Source organism: Bacillus sp. z50 (assembly GCF_058313585.1).
The window spans coordinates 465,062-485,689 of record NZ_JBZFQL010000002.1 but is presented as its reverse complement, the minus strand read 5'-3'; the positions used below and the strand labels follow the sequence as shown (position 1 = coordinate 485,689).

Genomic DNA, 20,628 nt, shown 5'->3' with positions numbered 1-20,628 from the left:
CAGATCCCGAGTGGAGGAGATAGAGTATGATTAAAATTTCTGAGTTACAAGTCAAAGATATCGTAAATACATTCGACGGAAAACGATTGGGAAATGTTGAAGATATTGAAATTAATCTAAGTACTGGGAAAATAGAAAGTATAACGGTAGCAAACAGTAAAATGCTTTCGTTTTTAAATAAAGAGGAAGACACTGTCATTCCGTGGTATAAAATTAAAATGATTGGAGAAGATGTGATTCTTGTGGAATACAAGGGATACGGAAGTTTTAATGATTAGAAGAAGAAAATTATGCGGGATTGTGATAAAATGAAAGAAAAATCGAGGGGTATTAGCTTGGAACCATTTGTTCAGTTTTCCGAATCATTTATGTCGATAAAAGGTTGGAAGGATTGGCATCCGAATTTATTGGCGGGATTTACTACGAAGAACGGAGGCATCAGCGATTTTCCGTTTCAGTCGATGAATACAGCTTTTCACGTCTTTGATTTAGATGGAAAAGTAATAGAAAACAGGCGTATTCTAGCTGACCAGCTCCATTTTCCTGTTGAAAGATGGGTTGGAGCTGAGCAGACGCATGAAGCGTCTATTTTGAAAATTGACAAAAGTCATGCCGGGCTTGGTGCTATAGATTATAAAACAGCATTAAAAGCAACGGATGGTTTATATACAAAAGAAAGCGGAATATTATTGACGCTTTGTTTTGCAGATTGTGTACCCGTATATTTTATGGCGCCTAACCATCATTTGATTGGGATTGTACATGCAGGCTGGAAGGGGACGGTTGCTGGCATAGGTTCATCTATGATTGATATCTGGAGACAGGATGAAGGTGTTCAGCCTGAAGAGATATATGCTGCAATAGGGCCATCTATTTGCCAAAACTGTTATACGGTCGACAAAAAAGTAATTAACTATTTAGAGGTTATACTAGAAGAACAGACAAAAACCGCTTATAATCAAATTACGGAGAATCAATATCAGCTTGATTTAAAGCTGGCGAATGCTTTAATTCTTCAGAAAGCCGGTATTTTACCAGAGAATATTATGACAACTGGTTTTTGTACAAGTTGTGATGATTCTTACTTTTTTTCTCACCGACGTGATGAGGGGAAAACTGGTCGAATGTTGGGGTTAATCGGCTGGAAGGAGGAGTAGGATATTGGAAGTGACGGAAAACCTGCAAATCATTCATGAAAAAATCGAGAGTGCTGCAAAACGTGCAGGTCGTAATCCACAAGATATACAAATAATTGCTGTTACAAAATATGTTTCAACAAAACGTGCTCTAGAAGCCTATAAAGCCGGAATTAAAAACTTTGGTGAAAACCGCTCGGAAGGATTAATAGCCAAGCAAGAGGGTATAAAAGAACGACCAGTTTGGCATTTTATCGGTTCGCTTCAAACGAGAAAGGTAAAAACGATCATAAATCGTGTGGACGTTCTACATTCTCTTGATCGCTTATCATTGGCTGAAGAAATAGAAAAGAGAGCCACGCGCCCGATTGACTGTTTTGTTCAGATAAATGTAAGCGGAGAAGATACTAAACATGGAATACAGCCTCAGGTTGCAATTGAGTTTGTACAACAGCTTGCTGAATTTGAAAAAATTAGGGTAATGGGACTTATGACGATGGCTCCTTTCACAGATGATGAAGAAGAAATACGTACTTGTTTCCGTAAACTCAAAGAATTGCAAGTAGTGATACAAAATATGAAGTTGCCCAATGCCCCATGCACAGAACTCTCAATGGGCATGTCTAATGACTATGAAATCGCCATTGAAGAGGGTGCAACCATGGTTAGAATCGGAACTGCCTTGGTAGGGAATGAATAAAAGAGAGGTGTAAATGATGTCAATCGTATCAAAAATGAAAACGTTCTTTGCACTCGAGGATGAAGAATATGAGTATGAGGAACAATATGTTGAAGAAGAAAAAGTTCCGGCAAAAGTGAATAAACATGATCAGCAGCAAAAACAACAAAATATAGTGAGTCTTCAAAGCATACAGAAATCTTCTAAGTTAGTATTGCTGGAACCAAGAGCGTATGCAGATGCTCAGGAGATTGCCGACCATTTAAAAAATCGCCGTGGGGTTGTTGTGAATTTACAAAGGATTTCACCAGACCAGGCTAGAAGAATTGTTGACTTTTTAAGTGGGACAGTCTATGCAATCGGTGGGGATATTCAGCGTATCGGGTCAAATATATTCTTATGTACCCCTGATAATGTTGATGTTTCAGGTTCCATCTCTGGATATGCTCAAGAAGATGAACTGGAGGATATAAGGTGGTAAGTAAATAATGGATATATTTTTTTATATACTTTATAAAGCAGTAGATATATATTCCTGGGCCTTAATTATTTACATATTAATGTCGTGGTTTCCAAATGCAAGGGATACAGGAATTGGAATGTTTTTAGCACGCATATGTGAGCCGTTTTTGGAACCATTCAGGAGAATTGTACCTTCGCTCGGCATGATTGATATTTCTCCAATTATAGCGATTCTTGTGTTAAATATGGCACGAGTAGGAATCTCCGCGTTGGCAGGCATTTTTTAAGAAGAATGTTAGCTCCCTTTCAAAACAGGGAGCTTTTATATTTTAGCTGGAGGATGTAAATGGATATTTATCAGCATTTTCGTCAGGAAGAAAGAGAATTTATCGATCAGGTGCTTGGATGGATTGATCAAGTGCAGGAGCAATATGCCCCTAAACTGACAGATTTTCTTGACCCCAGAGAATCAGAGATTGTAAGGATGCTAATTGGTACAAATGGAGATGTACATGTTTCCTTTTTTGGAGGAAGCGAAGCGGCCGAGCGGCAAAGAGCGCTCCTCTATCCGGACTATTATGAACCGCAAATCGAGGATTACGAACTGACCATTTATGAATTATTTTATTCTGCAAAATTTACGACACTGAAACATAGGCAGATTCTTGGCACGTTAATGTCTGTTGGCTTAAAGAGAGAAAAATTTGGTGATATATGGATTGAAGGCGAGCGAGTACAATTCGTTGTTGCAAAAGATGTAGCATCCTATCTGGAGATGAATATATCTAAAATGGGCAATGCGGGTGTAAAGTTTCAGGAAATACCTGCTGATCAGGCTATGACTGTTACGGAACAATGGAAGGAATGCCAAGTGACAGTTTCCTCCATGAGAATTGATACGATATTGTCGGCTATCGCCAATATTTCGAGGCAAAAGAGCCAAACACTCGTACAGCAGGGGCGTGTTAAGGTAAACTGGAAACAAGTCGATAATCCATCATATGAAATCAGAGAAAGTGATGTGTTATCCACTCGTGGGATAGGAAGAATGAAGATATTTTCCATTGAAGGAAAAACAAAGAAAGATAAATGGAAAATAAAGTGTGGTATACAAAAATAATCAGGAATTTAGAAGGAATATCACCATTACTGTCGAAAGCATAGTATAATAATTAAGAGAAGAATCAGTATTCGGAGGTGCAGTCTATGCCATTATCACCGCTAGACATACATAACAAGGAATTCGGCAGAGGATTCCGCGGTTACGATGAAGATGAAGTAAATGAGTTTCTTGACCAAATAATTAAAGATTACGAGTTGGTCCTTCGAGATAAGAAAGATCTTGAAGCTAAAGTGGAAGAGTTGGAACAACGCCTTGAGCATTTCTCCAACATTGAGGAAACGTTGAATAAATCAATCGTCATTGCTCAGGAAGCCGGAGAAGATGTCAAACGAAATTCTCAAAAAGAGGCTAAATTGATTATGAAGGAAGCAGAAAAAAATGCTGACCGAATTGTCAATGAGGCATTATCTAAAGCAAGAAAAATTGCTATTGAAATTGAAGACCTTAAAAAGCAATCTAAAGTATTCAGAATGCGTTTTAAAATGCTTGTTGAAGCCCAGCTTGATTTATTAAACAGTGAAGATTGGGATAAACTTCTTAAATATGACGTGGATGCCACTGAATTTGATATCGACCTGAATGAAGAAGAAATGTAAGGTCTTGACTTTATCGTAAGTTATTGAATATAATATTTTAACAAATCTATTCAAAAAATGTTAAAACGAAGACGGGAACAGTACATCAGATCATACTTTTTGTAGCGAGCCGGGGAAGGTGGGAGTCCGGTAAAAGAATCTGGATGGAAGATCATCCCTGAGTCTGCTTTTGAACCCAGCTTGGCTGGCAGTAAATAGCGGCGAGTCATTCACGTTACGAATACCAAGAGGAATATTGTCAGGCAATATTCTAAAAGGGTGGTACCGCGGAAATATAGCCTTTTCGTCCCTTTACCGGGATGAAAAGGCTTTTTTGTATTTATTTATGAGGAAGTTTAAGGAGTGAATGGAATGGAATTTAAAGACACATTATTGATGCCTAAAACAGAATTTCCAATGCGTGGGAATTTACCAAAAAGAGAACCGGAAGTTCAAGCAGGTTGGGAAGAAAAAAATATTTACAAATTAGTACAGGAGCGTACAAAGGACCTTCCTAAATTTGTGCTGCATGACGGACCTCCTTATGCGAATGGAAACATTCATATCGGGCATGCAATGAATAAAATCTTAAAGGATTTTATTGTTCGCTTTAAATCAATGAATGGTTATAATGCGCCATATGTACCAGGTTGGGATACTCATGGTTTACCAATTGAAACAGCTCTAACTAAAAACAAAAAAGTAAATCGTAAGGAAATGACAATCGCTGAATTCCGTAAACTTTGTGAGGAATATGCTTATACACAAATTGATCAGCAGCGCACTCAATTTAAACGTTTAGGTGTAAGAGGAGACTGGGAAAATCCATACATCACACTGAAACCTGAATATGAAGCTGAGCAAATCAAAGTTTTCGGTGATATGGCGAAAAAAGGCTATATCTATAAAGGATTAAAACCGGTTTATTGGTCTCCTTCCAGTGAATCTGCACTAGCTGAAGCGGAAATCGAATACCACGACAAGAAATCAGCATCTATCTTTGTTGCATTTGATGTGAAGGACGGCAAAGGAGTAGTGGAAGAGGGAGCGAAGTTCATTATTTGGACAACGACACCTTGGACCATTCCAGCTAACCTTGGAATTGCTGTTCACCCACGCCTTGATTATGTACTTGTGAATGTGGATGGTACAAAATATATTGTGGCTGAAACATTATTGCCTTCCGTTAAAGAAACACTTGGATGGGAGAATGCTGAAGTTGAGAAGACTGTTAAAGGTGCTGAACTGGAATATGTAGTCACTAAACATCCATTGTATGACCGTGACTCACTTGTTATTTTAGGAGAGCATGTAACCACTGATGCAGGTACAGGTTGTGTTCATACTGCGCCAGGACATGGTGAAGATGACTTTATCGTAGGTCAGAAATATAATCTTGGAGTACTCTGCCCAGTGGATGGAAAAGGCCATATGACTTCTGATGCTCCTGGATTTGAAGGATTATTCTATGATAAAGCAAACAAAGAAATCACGGATAAACTCGAGGAAGTCGGTGCTCTGTTAAAACTTGATTTCATTACACACTCTTATCCGCATGATTGGAGAACGAAAAAGCCAACAATTTTCCGTGCAACTGACCAATGGTTTGCTTCAGTTGATGATATCCGTGAAGACCTATTGCAGCAGATCAAAGAAACTAAATGGGTACCTGCATGGGGTGAAACGAGATTATTTAACATGATTCGTGATCGTGGAGACTGGTGTATTTCCCGTCAGCGTGCATGGGGCGTACCGATTCCGGTGTTTTATGCAGAAAATGGTGAAGCAATCATTACGGATGAAACGATTAAGCATGTATCCGATTTATTCCGACAATACGGTTCCACTGTTTGGTTTGAGAAAGACGCAAAAGATCTTCTCCCAGAAGGCTTTACACATGAAGGCAGCCCTAATGGCTTATTTACGAAAGAAACAGATATTATGGACGTATGGTTTGACTCTGGCTCCTCCCATCAATCAGTTCTTGAAGCAAGAGAAGATTTGAGAAGACCAGCTGACCTTTACCTCGAGGGTTCAGACCAATATCGTGGATGGTTTAATTCCTCTTTGATCACGTCAGTTGCTGTTACTGGTAAAGCTCCTTACAAGGAAGTATTAAGCCACGGATTTACACTTGATGGAGAAGGCCGTAAAATGAGTAAATCCCTAGGAAACACAATTGACCCATTAAAAGTTATTAATCAAATGGGTGCAGATATTCTGCGTCTTTGGGTTGCGAGTGTCGATTACCAGGCTGATGTACGTGTTTCTGATAATATTCTGAAACAAGTATCCGAAGTATATCGTAAAATTCGTAACACATTCAGATTCCTGCTTGGAAACCTGAGCGGATTTAACGCAGAGCATGATGCTGTTTCTTACGAAAATCTTCGTGAAGTGGACCAATATATGCTCATTAAGTTAAATGATTTGGTTGATCAGGTAAAACAATCCTATGACAATTATGAATTTGCTGATATCTATAATGGTATCAATAATTTCTGTACACAGGATTTAAGTTCCTTCTATCTGGATTATGCAAAGGATATTCTATACTGCGATGCGGAAAACAGTGATGGCCGCCGTGCAATTCAAACTGTACTGCATGAATGCGTTATGAAGCTAGTTAAATTGATTGCTCCTATTCTGCCGCATACAGCTGATGAAGTTTGGACTTTTATCGATGATGCTGATGCAGAGAGCGTACAATTAACAGATATGCCGTCGGTTGAAAATTATCCAAATAGTACAGCTGTTAAAGCGAAATGGGATTTGTTCATGAATTTACGTGATGATGTCCTTAAAGCGCTTGAAGAAGCAAGAAATTCAAAAGTAATTGGTAAATCATTAAATGCGAAAGTAGCATTGTATGTAAGTGAAGAAACAAAAGATTTGCTTGAAAGCATTGAAGAAAGCCTTGAACAATTATTTATCGTTTCTTCAGTGGAAGTTGCCGGATACATTTACGATGCACCGGAAGAAGCTATTAAGTTAGAGCATGCGGCAATTTTAGTCACAAAAGCAAATGGAGAAACTTGTGAACGTTGCTGGAATATTAGTGAAGAGGTTGGTACAATTGAGAAACACCCAACTTTATGTGAACGCTGCTCTACAGTGGTAGATAACGAATATCCAGAACTCGGATAAGGTTATTTAAAATGATAGAGAACCGATTTCCTGAGTGCTTAAGCAATCAGCGAAAAGTGAGGCATACTCTCATTTGAAGTGTTAGATAAGTTTTATGTGTGGGCAGTAGAGGTGATAGACCAACCTGTCCAAAATACTAGGATGCTATTCCTTCTATAGGCCCTTTCATTTATTCGAAAGGGCCTGTATTTTTGTTAAAGTTCTAAAACATTTGTTAGATAGATATGCTACAATTTGTTAAGCAGTGTGTACATTTTAAGCAGGCAGGGGGCAAGCTTATGTTATATATGTATTATTTGATTGCGTTGCTCATTATCATGATTGACCAATTTACAAAATGGTTGGTCGTTAAGTATATGACCTTAGGGGAGAGTATACCAATCATTGAAAACTTTCTATACATCACCTCGCACAGAAACCGAGGGGCGGCATGGGGAATTCTTCAGGGACAAATGTGGTTTTTTTACATCGTAACAACCGTGGTTATTATTGGAATTGTCTTTTACATAAGAAAATTCAGTACCGATAAGTTGACGGGGATATCCCTTGGACTTATTCTTGGGGGAGCGATTGGTAATTTTATTGATCGGATTTTCCGCAATGAAGTGGTTGATTTTGTGCATACGTATATATTCTCATACAGTTTTCCTGTCTTTAATGTGGCAGATTCTGCTCTTTGTATAGGAGTTGGATTATTGGTTATTGCTATGTTTATGGAGGAAAAAAGAGCTAAGGAGCTAAAGAATGGATAGTCAAAGACTGATAGTAACAGAAGAACAAAAAGGTGAAAGGCTTGATAAAGTCCTTTCCGTTTTAAATGAAGAATGGTCACGTTCTCAAGTCCAGCAGTGGATAAAAGAAGGGAATATTCTGGTGAATGACAAACAGATAAAGGCAAATTATAAATGTCAGCCTGGTGACTCTATTGAAATCACACCATCAGAGCCAGAGGAACTTGATGTTGTAGCTGAGAACATTCCTCTTGATATTTATTATGAGGATGCGGATGTCATTGTTGTCAATAAACCAAAAGGCATGGTTGTACATCCGGCAGCAGGACATGGATCAGGTACACTTGTAAATGCTTTAATGTACCATTGCAAGGATTTATCAGGGATCAATGGTGTGATGCGTCCAGGTATCGTCCATCGTATCGATAAGGATACTTCAGGATTGCTCATGGTCGCTAAAAATGATTATGCGCATGAGAGACTTGTAAAGCAATTAACTGAAAAAACAGTTACCCGGAAGTATAAGGCACTTGTCCACGGTATCATTCCACATGATGCAGGAACGGTAGATGCGCCGATAGGCCGTGATAAACGAGATCGTCAAAGCATGACAGTAACAGACGATAATTCTAGGCATGCAGTTACACATTTTCATGTACTGGAAAGATTTAAAGACTTTACTTTTATTGAATGTCAGCTTGAAACAGGACGCACTCATCAAATTCGTGTCCATATGAAATATATTGGTTATCCTCTTGCTGGTGACCCTAAGTATGGACCAAGAAAAACTCCTGATTTAAATGGACAGGCTTTACATGCAGCAGTTCTGGGATTTGTCCATCCTAGAACAGAGGAATATTTGGAATTTGAAGCTCCATTACCAGCATATTTTGTCGATTATTTGGAAACTTTAAGAATTGACTGTTGACAAGGATAACAATCCTAAAGTAATATAGATACAACTGAATAGGGTCCTTTAAATACAGTCCCGTGAGGCTGAAAAGGTACGTGAAAACTAATGGAAGATGTATGTCTTTTTCTATGGTTTATTATATCCTTTTGCCTACACGGCAAAAGGATTTTTTACGTTTTTTAGGAAAGGGACGATGATATGTTAGAGAAAGCAATCTTGCTTGATGAAAAGGCAATCTCAAGAGCGTTAACAAGGATTTCTCATGAAATTATCGAGAAAAATAAGGGTGTGAGTGATTGTGTGTTGATCGGTATTCGTACCCGTGGTATTTTTCTTGCTAAACGTCTGGGAGAAAGAATTCACGAAATTGAAGGAGCGGAAATTCCTGTTGGTGAACTGGATATTACCTTGTACCGGGATGATTTAAGCACAAAGACAAAAAGTGGGGATCCACAGGTAAATGGATCAGATGTATCATTTAGCTTAAAAGATAAGAAAGTCATTCTGGTTGATGATGTTTTATATACTGGCAGAACGGCGAGAGCAGCTCTTGATGCTCTTATAGATATTGGCAGACCGGCTCAAATCCAATTAGCTGTCCTGATCGACAGAGGGCACAGAGAGCTTCCAATCCGAGCTGATTATGTAGGCAAGAATATACCTACTGCAAAAAATGAAAAGATTGTCGTCAAATTAAAAGAAATGGATGATGGTGAACAAGTCTCCATTTTTGAATAAAAAAACCTTTTTAATTCAGTCCTGTGAGGCTGAAAAGGGGAGCATGCGATATTTGCTTATGCAAATAATCATCTCCCTTCGAAACCTATTAATTTCATCAGGGAGGCAATAATTATGACTTCTACAGAAATAGCAAACAATCCTCAAATAAGGTACGATGTCAATGAAAAACCTACTCCGAAGCAATGGTTTATATTAAGCCTGCAGCATTTATTTGCGATGTTTGGTTCAACCATTCTTGTACCGATTCTAACAGGGCTGGATCCTGGAATTGCCCTATTGACAAGCGGTATAGGTACACTGGTTTACATTCTGATCACCAAAGGGCAAATACCTGCTTATCTTGGTTCATCCTTTGCCTTTATCTATCCGATTACTTTACTAAATGAAAGCAGCGGTGTTGGTTCTGCTTTAGTAGGCGGCTTTTTGATTGGACTTGTTTATGCACTCGTTGCTTTATTAGTTAAAAAACTAGGCACTAAAACAATCCTAAATTTTTTACCGCCTGTAGTAGTTGGTCCTGTCATTATGGTAATTGGTCTTGGTCTTGCCTCAACAGCAGTCAATATGGCCATGTATGAAAATCCGAATGCAGAAGTGCTTGTTTACAGCACAAAACATATTACGGTTGCCTTAATTACACTTGTCATCACGATCATATGCAGTGTAGTCTTAAAAAACTTTTTTTCACTGATTCCAGTATTAATCGGTATTATTGGTGGTTATATTACAGCCCTCTTCTTTGGAATTGTAGATTTCACTCCGGTAAAAGAAGCAGCCTGGTTCCAGCTTCCAAACTTCACGATGCCATTTGTTGATTATACGCCAACGTTAAGCTGGGAGATTATTCTGGTTATGATTCCGATTGCCATCGTCCCTATATCAGAACATATAGGTGATCAATTGGTTATTAGTAAAATCGCAGGACGTAATTTTGTTGAGAAACCAGGATTGCATCGCTCATTGTTAGGAGATGGAGTATCCATTATGATTGCCTCTTGTCTTGGTGGTCCTCCGAATACAACCTATGGAGAAAATATAGGTGTTATGGCTCTTACACGGGTATTCAGTGTGTATGTTATAGGCGGAGCGGCAGTCTTTGCAATCCTGTTCGGATTTATTGGAAAAATTTCAGCCCTTATTCAATCCATTCCATCAGCTGTGATGGGTGGGGTATCCATTCTTCTGTTCGGTATCATAGCATCAAGTGGTTTACGGATGTTGATCGACAGCAAAATCGATTTATCTAAAAATAGAAACTTAGTCATATCCTCTGTCATTTTAATCATTGGTGTAGGTGGTGCAATGCTCAAAATCACCGATCATGCCTCCATTTCAGGAATGGCATTAGCCGCCATTGTAGGTGTCATCTTAAATCTTGTACTTCCCGGTAAGGAAACCAGCGAAAGTCAGGGTTGATAGTAGATCCAACAAGTAAAATACAGGGATTAGGTTAAGTACGACAATTCCAGTATGCGATATTGGGATGAATCGACTAAATAAACTAAAACCCTGATTCGTAAAAAACGAATTAGGGTTTTTTTTAGAATATGGGAGGCTGGTTGATTGTGAAACATTTACTTACGATGACAGATTTGTCGATTGAGGAAATTACAGGCTTGCTTTTAGATGCTGAGGCATTTGCTAATGGGGAAACGTGGATGCCAGCAAAAAGACACTTTGTAGCAAATTTATTTTTTGAAGCGAGCACGCGTACTAAAATCAGCTTTGAAATGGCACAGCGGAAGCTTGGGCTGGATGTAATCCCTTTTGAAGTGCAAACATCAAGTGTATTAAAAGGCGAAAGCCTATCCGATACAGTGAAGACTTTAGAAGCAATTGGAGTGGAAACCGTAGTAATTCGTCATTCAGAAGATAATTTTTTTGCAAATTTAATACAAAGTGGTGTATATTTATCCATAATGAATGCTGGTGATGGATGCGGGCATCATCCTACACAATGTTTATTGGACTTGATGACCATTAAACAGGAATTTCAAACGTTTCGAGGTTTAAAAGTGGCAATCATAGGAGATATCAGGCATAGCCGCGTAGCGCGATCAAATGCGGAAACACTGACCCGATTAGGCGCAAAGGTTGTTTTCTCAGGCCCACAAACTTGGGCGAATCCTCCGGGAAGTAATGTGGCCTATGAACCAATTGATGACGCTATCGAAAACGCAGATGTAGTTATGTTGCTCCGGATCCAGCATGAACGTCATTCAGTGGAAATGCCAATGAGCAAAATAGAATATTTGAACAGATATGGCTTGACGATTGAAAGGGAGAGACGGCTGAGGAGTAATTGTATAATTATGCATCCCGCGCCAGTGAACAGAGGTGTGGAAATTGATGATTCTTTAGTTGAATGCGCACGTTCGCGAATATTTAAACAAATGACCAATGGAGTATATGTGAGAATGGCTGCTTTAAAAAATAGTATCGAGCAAAGGGGAGGAGCGGCAAATCATGAATACAATTATAAAAAGTGCGCAATTTTATCTTGAGGATGGAACACAGGTCACAAAGGATATTTTAATTCAAAACGGAGTGATTTCCGATATCCAGGATGAATTGCAAAATCAGCAGGCAAACATCATTCATGCTAAAGGATTTTTATTGGCACCTGGTTTTATCGATTTGCATGTTCACCTAAGAGAGCCGGGAGGAGAACATAAAGAAACGATTGAAACAGGTACACAGGCTGCAGCAAAAGGCGGATTTACCACTGTAGCTGCTATGCCGAATACACGACCCGTTCCGGATACAGCCGAACATTTACGTTCGTTAAATAATAGAATAAGAGAAACGGCGAGCACAAGGGTATTGCCCTATGCATCAATTACAGTCAGGGAGCTCGGAAAGGAATTAACTGATTTTGAATCTCTGAAAAAATCCGGAGCATTTGCCTTTACAGATGACGGAGTCGGCATCCAGTCAGCTGGTATGATGCTTGAAGCTATGAAAAAAGCTGCAAAACTGGATATGACCATTGTCGCTCATTGTGAGGATAATTCGTTAATTCAAAGTGGATGTGTACATGAAGGAATCTATTCGAGAGAACATGAATTACCCGGCATCCCTTCAGTATGTGAAGCGGTCCATATTGCCAGGGATGTATTACTGGCCGAGACAACAGGGTGCCATTATCATGTTTGCCACATAAGCACGAAGGAATCTGTAAGAACGGTTCGTGATGCCAAGAAAGCAGGCATACATGTAACAGCAGAGGTAACCCCCCATCATTTGTTACTGTCCGAAATGGACATTAAGGAGCTGGATCCTAATTTTAAAATGAATCCGCCTTTAAGAGGTGAGGATGACAAAAAAGCATTGCTAGAAGGCCTGTTAGACGGGACGATTGATTTTATCGCTACGGATCATGCCCCCCATTCAGAAGAAGAAAAATCACAACATATCAGGCTTGCACCGTTTGGCATAGTTGGATTAGAAACAGCTTTTCCGCTGTTGTATACATATTTGGTGAAAAAGGGAGCGATGACCCTGAAACAATTAATTGATTTCTTGACGATAAAACCAGCTCAAGCATTTAAACTTAACTACGGAAAAATAGAAAAAGGAAGACAAGCGGATCTAGTTCTGATTGATTTAGAAGAAGAGCAAGTAATTAATCCTCAAACCTTTCTTTCCAAAGGAAAAAACACACCATTTGCTGGCCTGAGCTGTCAAGGATGGCCGGTTATGACGATTGTGGAAGGTAAAGTAGTTTGGCAGAAAGGAAGTCTAACTGAATGAAGAGACAATTAATTTTAGAAGATGGAACAATTTTTATTGGTGAAGCATTTGGAGGAGAAAGCGATAAAATTGGTGAGGTTGTATTTAATACGGGGATGACCGGTTATCAGGAGATTTTATCTGACCCTTCTTATTGTGGTCAAATTATTACGATGACTTATCCTTTAATCGGCAACTATGGAATCAATAGGGATGATTTTGAGTCAATCGCTCCGAGTCTCAGTGGCCTAATTGTAAAAGAAGTGGCTGATTTTCCTTCGAATTGGAGAAGTGATTTTTCTCTTGATGAATACATGAAAATAAAGAATATTCCTGGCATTGCAGGGATTGATACTCGGAAATTGACAAGAATGATTCGTGAAAGAGGTACAGTAAAAGGTGTAATTTGTTCAATAACTAAAGATGCTGAAACGATGCTCCACCAAGTGAAAGCAACTGTGCTGCCTCGTAATCAGGTTCAAAAGGTATCTACAAAAAAAGCGTTTCCCAGTCCAGGACGCGGTTATCGAGTAGTCGTGGTGGATTTCGGAATGAAGCATGGAATATTAAGAGAATTAAATAATCGAGGCTGTGATGTAATCGTTGTGCCTTATAATACTACCTTTGAAGAAATTATGACACTTCGTCCAGATGGTATCATGCTGACAAATGGACCGGGAGACCCTGAAAATGTACCGGAAGCGATTGAAATGATAAGAAAAATTATCGGAAAAGTGCCAATGTTCGGCATTTGTCTTGGGCACCAGTTGTTTGCTCTAGCATGTAATGCAGAAACTGAAAAAATGAAATTTGGGCATCGCGGTTCCAATCACCCAGTTAAAGATTTAAAAACAGGCAAAATTGCACTGACCTCGCAAAACCATGGATACACAGTGAAATATGACTCTATTGAACAAACAGACTTGGAAGTTACGCATATTGCATTAAATGACGGAACGATTGAGGGATTAAGACATAAATACTACGATGCTTTCACCGTCCAATATCACCCGGAATCATCGCCTGGCCCGGAGGACGCAAATTATTTATTTGATCAATTCATTAGCATGATTGAGAGATCCAAACTGAAGGAGGCAGTAAAATGAGTAAACGTACAGATATTAAATCCATCCTGGTTATTGGATCCGGACCGATTGTAATCGGCCAGGCAGCAGAATTTGATTATGCGGGTACACAAGCTTGTCTGGCATTAAAAGAAGAAGGGTATCGTGTTGTCTTGGTTAATTCCAACCCGGCTACAATTATGACAGACACGGAAATTGCAGATGCGGTTTATATTGAGCCATTAACGTTAGAGTTTGTCAGTAAAATTATCCGTAAAGAACGCCCTGATGCTCTATTGCCGACTCTTGGAGGGCAGACTGGATTAAATCTGGCTGTAGAACTGTCCAAATCTGGAGTGCTCGAGGAATGCGGTGTTGAAATTCTGGGAACAAAGCTATCGGCAATTGAGCAGGCTGAGGACCGTGATCTATTCCGAAGCTTAATGAACGAATTGAGTGAACCGGTTCCTGACAGTGCGATCATTCATAATCTGGAAGAAGCCGAGGCTTTTGTTCAGACTGTAGGATACCCTGTAATTGTACGACCGGCTTATACACTTGGAGGGACAGGCGGCGGAATCTGTTCAAACGAAGAGGAATTACGCGAGATTGTAGCCGGTGGTCTCAAGAGCAGTCCTGTCACCCAATGCTTGCTGGAAAAAAGCATTGCAGGGTTCAAGGAAATTGAATATGAGGTCATGAGAGATTCGAATGATAATGCAATCGTAGTTTGTAACATGGAAAATATCGATCCTGTCGGAATACATACGGGAGATTCGATTGTAGTGGCACCGAGCCAAACATTGAGTGACCGGGAATACCAATTATTGCGCAATGCGTCGTTGAAAATTATACGTTCTTTAAAAATAGAAGGAGGCTGCAATGTTCAGCTTGCTCTTGATCCAGATAGCTTCAATTACTACATTATCGAGGTTAACCCAAGGGTGAGCCGTTCGTCTGCCCTTGCTTCTAAAGCAACCGGTTATCCTATCGCAAAGCTTGCAGCTAAAATTGCAGTTGGTTTGACACTCGATGAGATGATCAATCCCGTAACCGGAAAAACTTATGCGAGCTTTGAACCGGCACTTGATTATGTCGTAACCAAAATACCACGCTGGCCTTTTGATAAATTTGAGGAAGGGAACAGAACCCTCGGAACGCAAATGAAAGCAACTGGTGAGGTTATGGCAATCGGCAGAACGTTCGAGGAATCTCTATTAAAAGCAATTCGCTCCCTAGAGGTTGGAATCTTGCACTTTGAACTGCCTAAGGCTGAGATGATCACAGATGAAGAGATAGAAAAACAAATTAAAATAGCAACAGACGAACGACTATTTTATATTGCTGAAGGGTTAAAGCGCGGATTAACGATTCAGTTAATCCATGAATGGTCTCGGATTGATTTATTCTTTCTGCATAAATTTGCAAAGATTGTTGAGATGGAAGCTAAACTGTTAGAAGCCCCCTTCCATCCGAGATATACATTAATAGCCAAAAAACTTGGTTTCTCTGATTATATCTTAGCAAAGCTTTGGAAAAGCTCTGAATTGGAAGTGTATCAGTGGCGCATGGACAATCAAATCAAACCGGTATTTAAAATGGTCGATACCTGTGCTGCGGAGTTTGAATCTGAAACACCATATTTTTACTCCACTTATGAGGATGAGAATGAATCAATCGTAACGCCAAAGAGGAGTGTCGTTGTACTTGGTTCCGGACCCATTCGAATCGGGCAGGGAGTTGAGTTTGATTACGCAACTGTTCATTCTGTCTGGGCGATTAAAGAAGCCGGCTATGAAGCGATTATTATAAACAGCAATCCGGAAACGGTCTCAACAGATTTTAGCATTTCAGACAAACTATATTTTGAGCCCTTAACGATTGAAGATGTGATGAATGTCATTGATTTAGAAAAACCAGAAGGGGTTATTGTACAATTTGGCGGTCAGACAGCCATTAATCTTGCCTCAGCCCTTGTAGAAAGAGGAGTTAAGATACTGGGTACGTCTTTAGAGGATGTGGATCGATCTGAAAATCGCGATATGTTTGAGCAAGCCTTAACAGAACTGAATATCCCGCAGCCTAAAGGGAAAACAGCCTTGTCAGTGGAGGAAGCAGTCGAAGTGGCTGATGAGATTGGATACCCTATTTTGGTAAGACCGTCCTATGTTCTTGGTGGAAGGGCAATGGAGATCGTGGATGATCAGGAGGATTTGCTTCATTATATGAAAAATGCCGTGAAGATAAATCCGAAGCATCCTGTATTAATCGATCGTTATTTAACAGGGAAAGAAATTGAAGTAGATGCAATTTCTGATGGTGAAACAGTTGTTATTCCGGGTATCATGGAGCATATTGAACGTGCTGGAGTCCATTCTGGTGATTCTATAGCAGTCTACCCTCCACAGAATCTGTCAGAAAATACGAAAGAAAAAATAATAGATTATACGATTAAACTAGCAAAGGGTTTGAATATAATTGGTCTGTTTAATATCCAATATGTAGTCTCTAATAATGAAGTGTTTGTAATTGAAGTTAATCCCCGTTCAAGCAGGACGGTACCGTTCTTAAGCAAAATCACTAATGTTCCAATGGCGAATTTGGCCACTAAGGTCATTTTGGGACAAAAGCTTAAGGATTATGGTCTTGAAAATGGCCTTGTCCCTGAAAAGGCGGGTGTGTTCGTAAAAGTACCAGTATTTTCATTTGCAAAGCTTCGCCAGGTTGAAATTACGCTCGGACCAGAAATGAAGTCAACGGGTGAAGTACTGGGAAAAGACGATACATTGCAAAAGGCTTTGTATAAAGGGTTGATTGCTTCAGGAATTCAAATTAAGCAATATGGAACTGTCCTCTTGACTGTTGCGGATAAAGACAAAGAAGAGGCCGTTTTACTTGCGGAACGTTTCAATGAAATCGGCTATCAAATCATTGCTACAGAGGGAACGGCTCAAGCGTTAGATCAAGCGAATATTCCATGTCGAATTGTTGGAAAAATTGGCAGTGAAGAGCCGAACTTATTGGATATGATTCATAATGGCAAAGCACAGCTGGTTATTAATACGTTAACCAAGGGAAAACAGCCTGAACGTGATGGCTTTAGAATTCGTCGTGAGTCGGTTGAAAATGGGATTCCTTGCATGACTTCCTTGGATACGGCCAATGCCATTTTAACAGTACTGGAATCGCTAACGTTTTCGACAACTAAAATGAACCATATGCAAACAGCCAAGGAGGCAATCAGCTTATGATTCAAAAAGAGATGATGACAGTCGTCAGCCATCGAATGATAGCGCCGAATATATTTGAAATGACTATGGAGGGGACACTTGTCTCCTCCATGGCAATGCCTGGGCAATTTGTACATATCAAAGTATCGAACGGAATAGATCCTTTGCTGCGCAGGCCAATCAGTATATGTAAAATTGACCCTGAGCAATCTCGTTTTACAATCGTTTACAGAGCGGAAGGGAAAGGAACCAGGATTCTTTCTGAAAAAAAAACAGGGGAAAAAGTCGATGTGCTTGGGCCGCTTGGCAACGGGTTTACGGTTGAGGATGTGAACCCGGGAGGAAAAGCGCTTTTGATAGGCGGAGGAATTGGAATACCACCTTTATTGCAGCTATCAAGAGATTTAACGGCTAAAGGTGTATCTGTGATTCATATTTTGGGCCTCCGTACCGCAGTAGATATTTTTTATGAAAACGAATTTGCTGAGCTTGGGGAGACCATTATCACAACTGAAGACGGGACTTACGGAATAAAAGGCTATGTAACAAATGCTTCAGTTCCAATGGACATTGATGTGGTCTATACATGTGGGCCAACACCAATGCTAAAGGCCGTTAAGGATAAATATAAAGGGAAAAAGGTGTTTATTTCGCTTGAAGAGAGAATGGGCTGCGGAATAGGTGCCTGCTTTGCCTGTGTGTGCCGTACCCCGGGAAATGGATACCGGAAGATATGTATCGATGGCCCGGTATTTCGTTCAGAGGAGGTCGTCATATGAATAATCCATTAAGCATCAATCTGCCTGGATTAGCCTTAAAAAATCCGATTATGCCGGCATCTGGTTGTTTCGGCTTTGGGAGGGAATACAGCCAGTTCTATGATCTCGATAAGCTGGGTGCCGTCATCATTAAATCAACGACACTTGAACCGCGTATTGGAAATCCGACTCCAAGGGTTGCGGAAACAAATGCAGGGATGCTAAATGCCATTGGACTTCAAAACCCTGGCTTGGAGCATGTGATGAATGAGGAGCTTCCATGGCTTGATACGTACGATGTACCGATTATTGCTAATGTGGCAGGAACCATGATGGAGGATTACGTGGAGACGGCGAAACGGATCAGTACAGCTCCAAATGTGCATGCTCTTGAACTGAATATTTCCTGTCCGAATGTAAAATGCGGAGGTATTCAATTTGGTACCGATCCGTCTGTGGCTAAAGAATTAACTAAAGCGGTAAAAGAAGTATCTTCAGTGCCAGTCTATGTTAAATTGTCTCCGAATGTCAGCGATATAGTATCCATTGCGAAGGCAGTTGAAGATGGTGGTGCTGATGGACTGACGATGATTAATACACTAATAGGAATGCGTATTGATCTCAAAACATCCCAGCCGATTTTGGCTAATCGGACAGGCGGTTTATCAGGGCCAGCCATTAAACCGGTTGCGATTCGAATGATTCATGATGTTAGCTCGCAGGTTTCGATTCCTATCATTGGCATGGGCGGCATTGAAACAGCAGAGGATGTTATTGAATTCCTTTATGCAGGTGCGAGTGCGGTTGCGGTTGGAACAGCAAACTTCATTAATCCGTTTGTAATGCCAGAGATTATTGACGCTCTGCCAGATCTTATTTTATCACTCGGGTTTGATCGTATATCTGAATGTATAGGAAGGAGTTGGAATAAGAATGCGCAGTACACCGGTTATCGCGCTTGATTTTCCTAATAGAGAGCTTACCTTGCGTTTTTTACATAAATTTAATGAGGAAAAACTGGCTGTTAAAGTAGGTATGGAGCTTTATTACGGGGAAGGTCCTTCTATCATTACGGCAATTAAAGAATTGGGACATGACATTTTTCTGGACTTAAAATTGCACGATATTCCCAATACGGTTGGGAAAGCAATGGAAACAGTGGCAAGACTGGGAGTCGATATGGTTAATGTTCATGCAGCAGGCGGAAGAAAGATGATGGAATATGCACTTGAAGGTCTTGAAAAGGGTACTCCTCCTGGAGAAAAAAGACCGCTATGTATAGCAGTTACTCAATTGACGAGTACAAGTGAAGAGCAGATGCAAAGAGAGCAATTCATTCAGTCAACCCTGGCTGAAAGTGTCATTCATTATAGTCAATTAGCAAAAGAATCAGACCTTGATGGAGTGGTTTGTTCCGTACATGAAGTCCAGCAAATTAAAAATCAGGTTGGCCGAAATTTTATAACCGTTACTCCTGGAATTCGTCTGGCTAGTGATACAGCAGAAGACCAACAAAGAGTGGCTACACCGTTTATGGCTAGTAGGCAGGGCAGTGATTTTATCGTTGTGGGAAGAAGTATTACAACGGCAGAGAATCCAATAGAGGCCTATTATAAGATAGTTGAAGAATGGGAGAGACCGATATGAAAAGAAAAATAGCAGAGCATTTATTATCTATTCAAGCTGTAGCCTTACAGCCAAGCAATCCATTTACTTGGTCATCAGGTATCAAATCCCCGATTTATTGTGATAATCGATTAACGATGTCTTACCCGGAAGTACGGAGGGATGTAGCGAGAGGCCTAGCTCAATTAATAAAAGAAAAATTTCCTGAAGCTGAGATTATTGCAGGAACAGCTACAGCAGGCATTCCGCATGCTGCCTGGGTAAGTGAACAGCTAGATTTGCCGATGATTTATGTTCGTTCCAGTGCAAAAGGGCATGGAAAAGGAAATCAAATTGAAGGGAAAGCGGAAAAGAATGATAAAGTAGTCATCGTGGAGGATTTGATTTCAACAGGAGGAAGTTCGATCACATGTGCCAAGGCATTACGTGAAGCCGGTTGTGATGTACTAGGGGTTGTATCGATCTTTACATATGAAATGGATAAAGCAAGAATTGCATTTGCTGATAGCGAGGTTCCATATTACCCCTTAAGCGATTATTCAACTCTTATCGAAGTTGCGGAAGAACATCAGTACGTGACAAAGGAGGAGCTGAATAAGCTCCGCAAATGGAAGCAAAACCCTTATGATGAGAGCTGGGTTAACTAAAAACATAAAGAATCAGTGGGATAAAATCTGAAATAGTTGGATTTTATCTCTTTTTATTTGTGTC

Annotated in this window: 20 protein-coding genes and 1 other annotated feature; all 20 genes read left to right on the top strand. The window is 40.0% G+C overall.

The features are described 5' to 3' along the window. The first annotated feature begins 26 nt into the window (after positions 1-26). Positions 27-278 (top strand): YlmC/YmxH family sporulation protein, encoded by a 252-nt coding sequence (locus AC4G3N_RS08185; RefSeq protein WP_139891294.1) that lies wholly within the window; start codon positions 27-29, stop codon positions 276-278. Positions 279-308: 30 nt separating this feature from the next. Further along, positions 309-1,157: a peptidoglycan editing factor PgeF gene (pgeF, locus tag AC4G3N_RS08180; protein WP_139891293.1), complete on the top strand. Its 849-nt coding sequence runs from the start codon at positions 309-311 to the stop codon at positions 1,155-1,157. Positions 1,158-1,161: 4 nt separating this feature from the next. Continuing rightward, positions 1,162-1,836: a YggS family pyridoxal phosphate-dependent enzyme gene (locus AC4G3N_RS08175; protein ID WP_140461239.1), complete on the top strand. Its 675-nt coding sequence runs from the start codon at positions 1,162-1,164 to the stop codon at positions 1,834-1,836. 16 nt (positions 1,837-1,852) lie between these two features. Continuing rightward, complete coding sequence (locus AC4G3N_RS08170; RefSeq protein WP_066100673.1) at positions 1,853-2,296, top strand: cell division protein SepF; 444 nt, start codon at positions 1,853-1,855, stop codon at positions 2,294-2,296. A 7-nt stretch (positions 2,297-2,303) separates the two neighbouring features. Continuing rightward, a complete protein-coding gene (locus tag AC4G3N_RS08165; protein ID WP_139891291.1) occupies positions 2,304-2,564 on the top strand; it encodes a YggT family protein in 261 nt (86 codons plus the stop codon). Between the two features lie 59 nt (positions 2,565-2,623). Then, the gene (locus tag AC4G3N_RS08160) at positions 2,624-3,397 is read left to right on the top strand and encodes a YlmH family RNA-binding protein (RefSeq protein ID WP_139891290.1); all 774 of its coding nucleotides are present in this window, start codon (positions 2,624-2,626) and stop codon (positions 3,395-3,397) included. An 86-nt stretch (positions 3,398-3,483) separates the two neighbouring features. Further along, positions 3,484-3,996 (top strand): DivIVA domain-containing protein, encoded by a 513-nt coding sequence (locus AC4G3N_RS08155; RefSeq protein ID WP_066100664.1) that lies wholly within the window; start codon positions 3,484-3,486, stop codon positions 3,994-3,996. A gap of 59 nt (positions 3,997-4,055) precedes the next feature. After that, positions 4,056-4,290: a binding site (T-box leader), on the top strand. 57 nt (positions 4,291-4,347) lie between these two features. Beyond that, positions 4,348-7,122 (top strand): isoleucine--tRNA ligase, encoded by a 2,775-nt coding sequence (gene ileS, locus AC4G3N_RS08150; protein ID WP_491090007.1) that lies wholly within the window; start codon positions 4,348-4,350, stop codon positions 7,120-7,122. 278 nt (positions 7,123-7,400) lie between these two features. Then, positions 7,401-7,874, top strand: coding sequence for a signal peptidase II (gene lspA / locus AC4G3N_RS08145; protein WP_066100658.1), 474 nt, complete (start codon positions 7,401-7,403; stop codon positions 7,872-7,874). Beyond that, complete coding sequence (locus AC4G3N_RS08140; RefSeq protein ID WP_066100655.1) at positions 7,867-8,781, top strand: RluA family pseudouridine synthase; 915 nt, start codon at positions 7,867-7,869, stop codon at positions 8,779-8,781. Before lspA ends, AC4G3N_RS08140 begins: the two co-directional genes overlap by 8 nt. A 183-nt stretch (positions 8,782-8,964) precedes the next feature. After that, a complete protein-coding gene (gene pyrR, locus AC4G3N_RS08135) occupies positions 8,965-9,504 on the top strand; it encodes a bifunctional pyr operon transcriptional regulator/uracil phosphoribosyltransferase PyrR (protein ID WP_066100653.1) in 540 nt (179 codons plus the stop codon). Positions 9,505-9,618: 114 nt separating this feature from the next. Then, positions 9,619-10,923, top strand: coding sequence for a uracil permease (uraA, locus tag AC4G3N_RS08130; protein WP_491090006.1), 1,305 nt, complete (start codon positions 9,619-9,621; stop codon positions 10,921-10,923). Between the two features lie 149 nt (positions 10,924-11,072). Continuing rightward, on the top strand, positions 11,073-12,011 hold the full coding sequence (locus AC4G3N_RS08125; protein ID WP_066100647.1) for an aspartate carbamoyltransferase catalytic subunit: 939 nt from the start codon (positions 11,073-11,075) through the stop codon (positions 12,009-12,011). Continuing rightward, entirely contained in the window at positions 11,974-13,260 is a 1,287-nt protein-coding gene (gene pyrC, locus AC4G3N_RS08120) for a dihydroorotase (RefSeq protein ID WP_140461242.1), read from the top strand. Before AC4G3N_RS08125 ends, pyrC begins: the two co-directional genes overlap by 38 nt. Next, positions 13,257-14,345, top strand: a complete 1,089-nt coding sequence (locus AC4G3N_RS08115; protein WP_140461243.1) for a carbamoyl phosphate synthase small subunit — start codon at positions 13,257-13,259, stop codon at positions 14,343-14,345. Before pyrC ends, AC4G3N_RS08115 begins: the two co-directional genes overlap by 4 nt. Beyond that, positions 14,342-17,554, top strand: a complete 3,213-nt coding sequence (carB, locus tag AC4G3N_RS08110; RefSeq protein ID WP_491090005.1) for a carbamoyl-phosphate synthase large subunit — start codon at positions 14,342-14,344, stop codon at positions 17,552-17,554. The genes AC4G3N_RS08115 and carB overlap by 4 nt, the downstream gene beginning before the upstream one ends. Then, entirely contained in the window at positions 17,551-18,312 is a 762-nt protein-coding gene (locus tag AC4G3N_RS08105; protein ID WP_148629550.1) for a dihydroorotate dehydrogenase electron transfer subunit, read from the top strand. Before carB ends, AC4G3N_RS08105 begins: the two co-directional genes overlap by 4 nt. Continuing rightward, positions 18,309-19,253: a dihydroorotate dehydrogenase gene (locus AC4G3N_RS08100; RefSeq protein ID WP_491090004.1), complete on the top strand. Its 945-nt coding sequence runs from the start codon at positions 18,309-18,311 to the stop codon at positions 19,251-19,253. The genes AC4G3N_RS08105 and AC4G3N_RS08100 overlap by 4 nt, the downstream gene beginning before the upstream one ends. Continuing rightward, positions 19,225-19,938 (top strand): orotidine-5'-phosphate decarboxylase, encoded by a 714-nt coding sequence (gene pyrF / locus AC4G3N_RS08095; RefSeq protein ID WP_491090003.1) that lies wholly within the window; start codon positions 19,225-19,227, stop codon positions 19,936-19,938. The genes AC4G3N_RS08100 and pyrF overlap by 29 nt, the downstream gene beginning before the upstream one ends. Next, on the top strand, positions 19,935-20,564 hold the full coding sequence (gene pyrE, locus AC4G3N_RS08090; protein WP_066100627.1) for an orotate phosphoribosyltransferase: 630 nt from the start codon (positions 19,935-19,937) through the stop codon (positions 20,562-20,564). Before pyrF ends, pyrE begins: the two co-directional genes overlap by 4 nt. Positions 20,565-20,628: the final 64 nt, after the last annotated feature.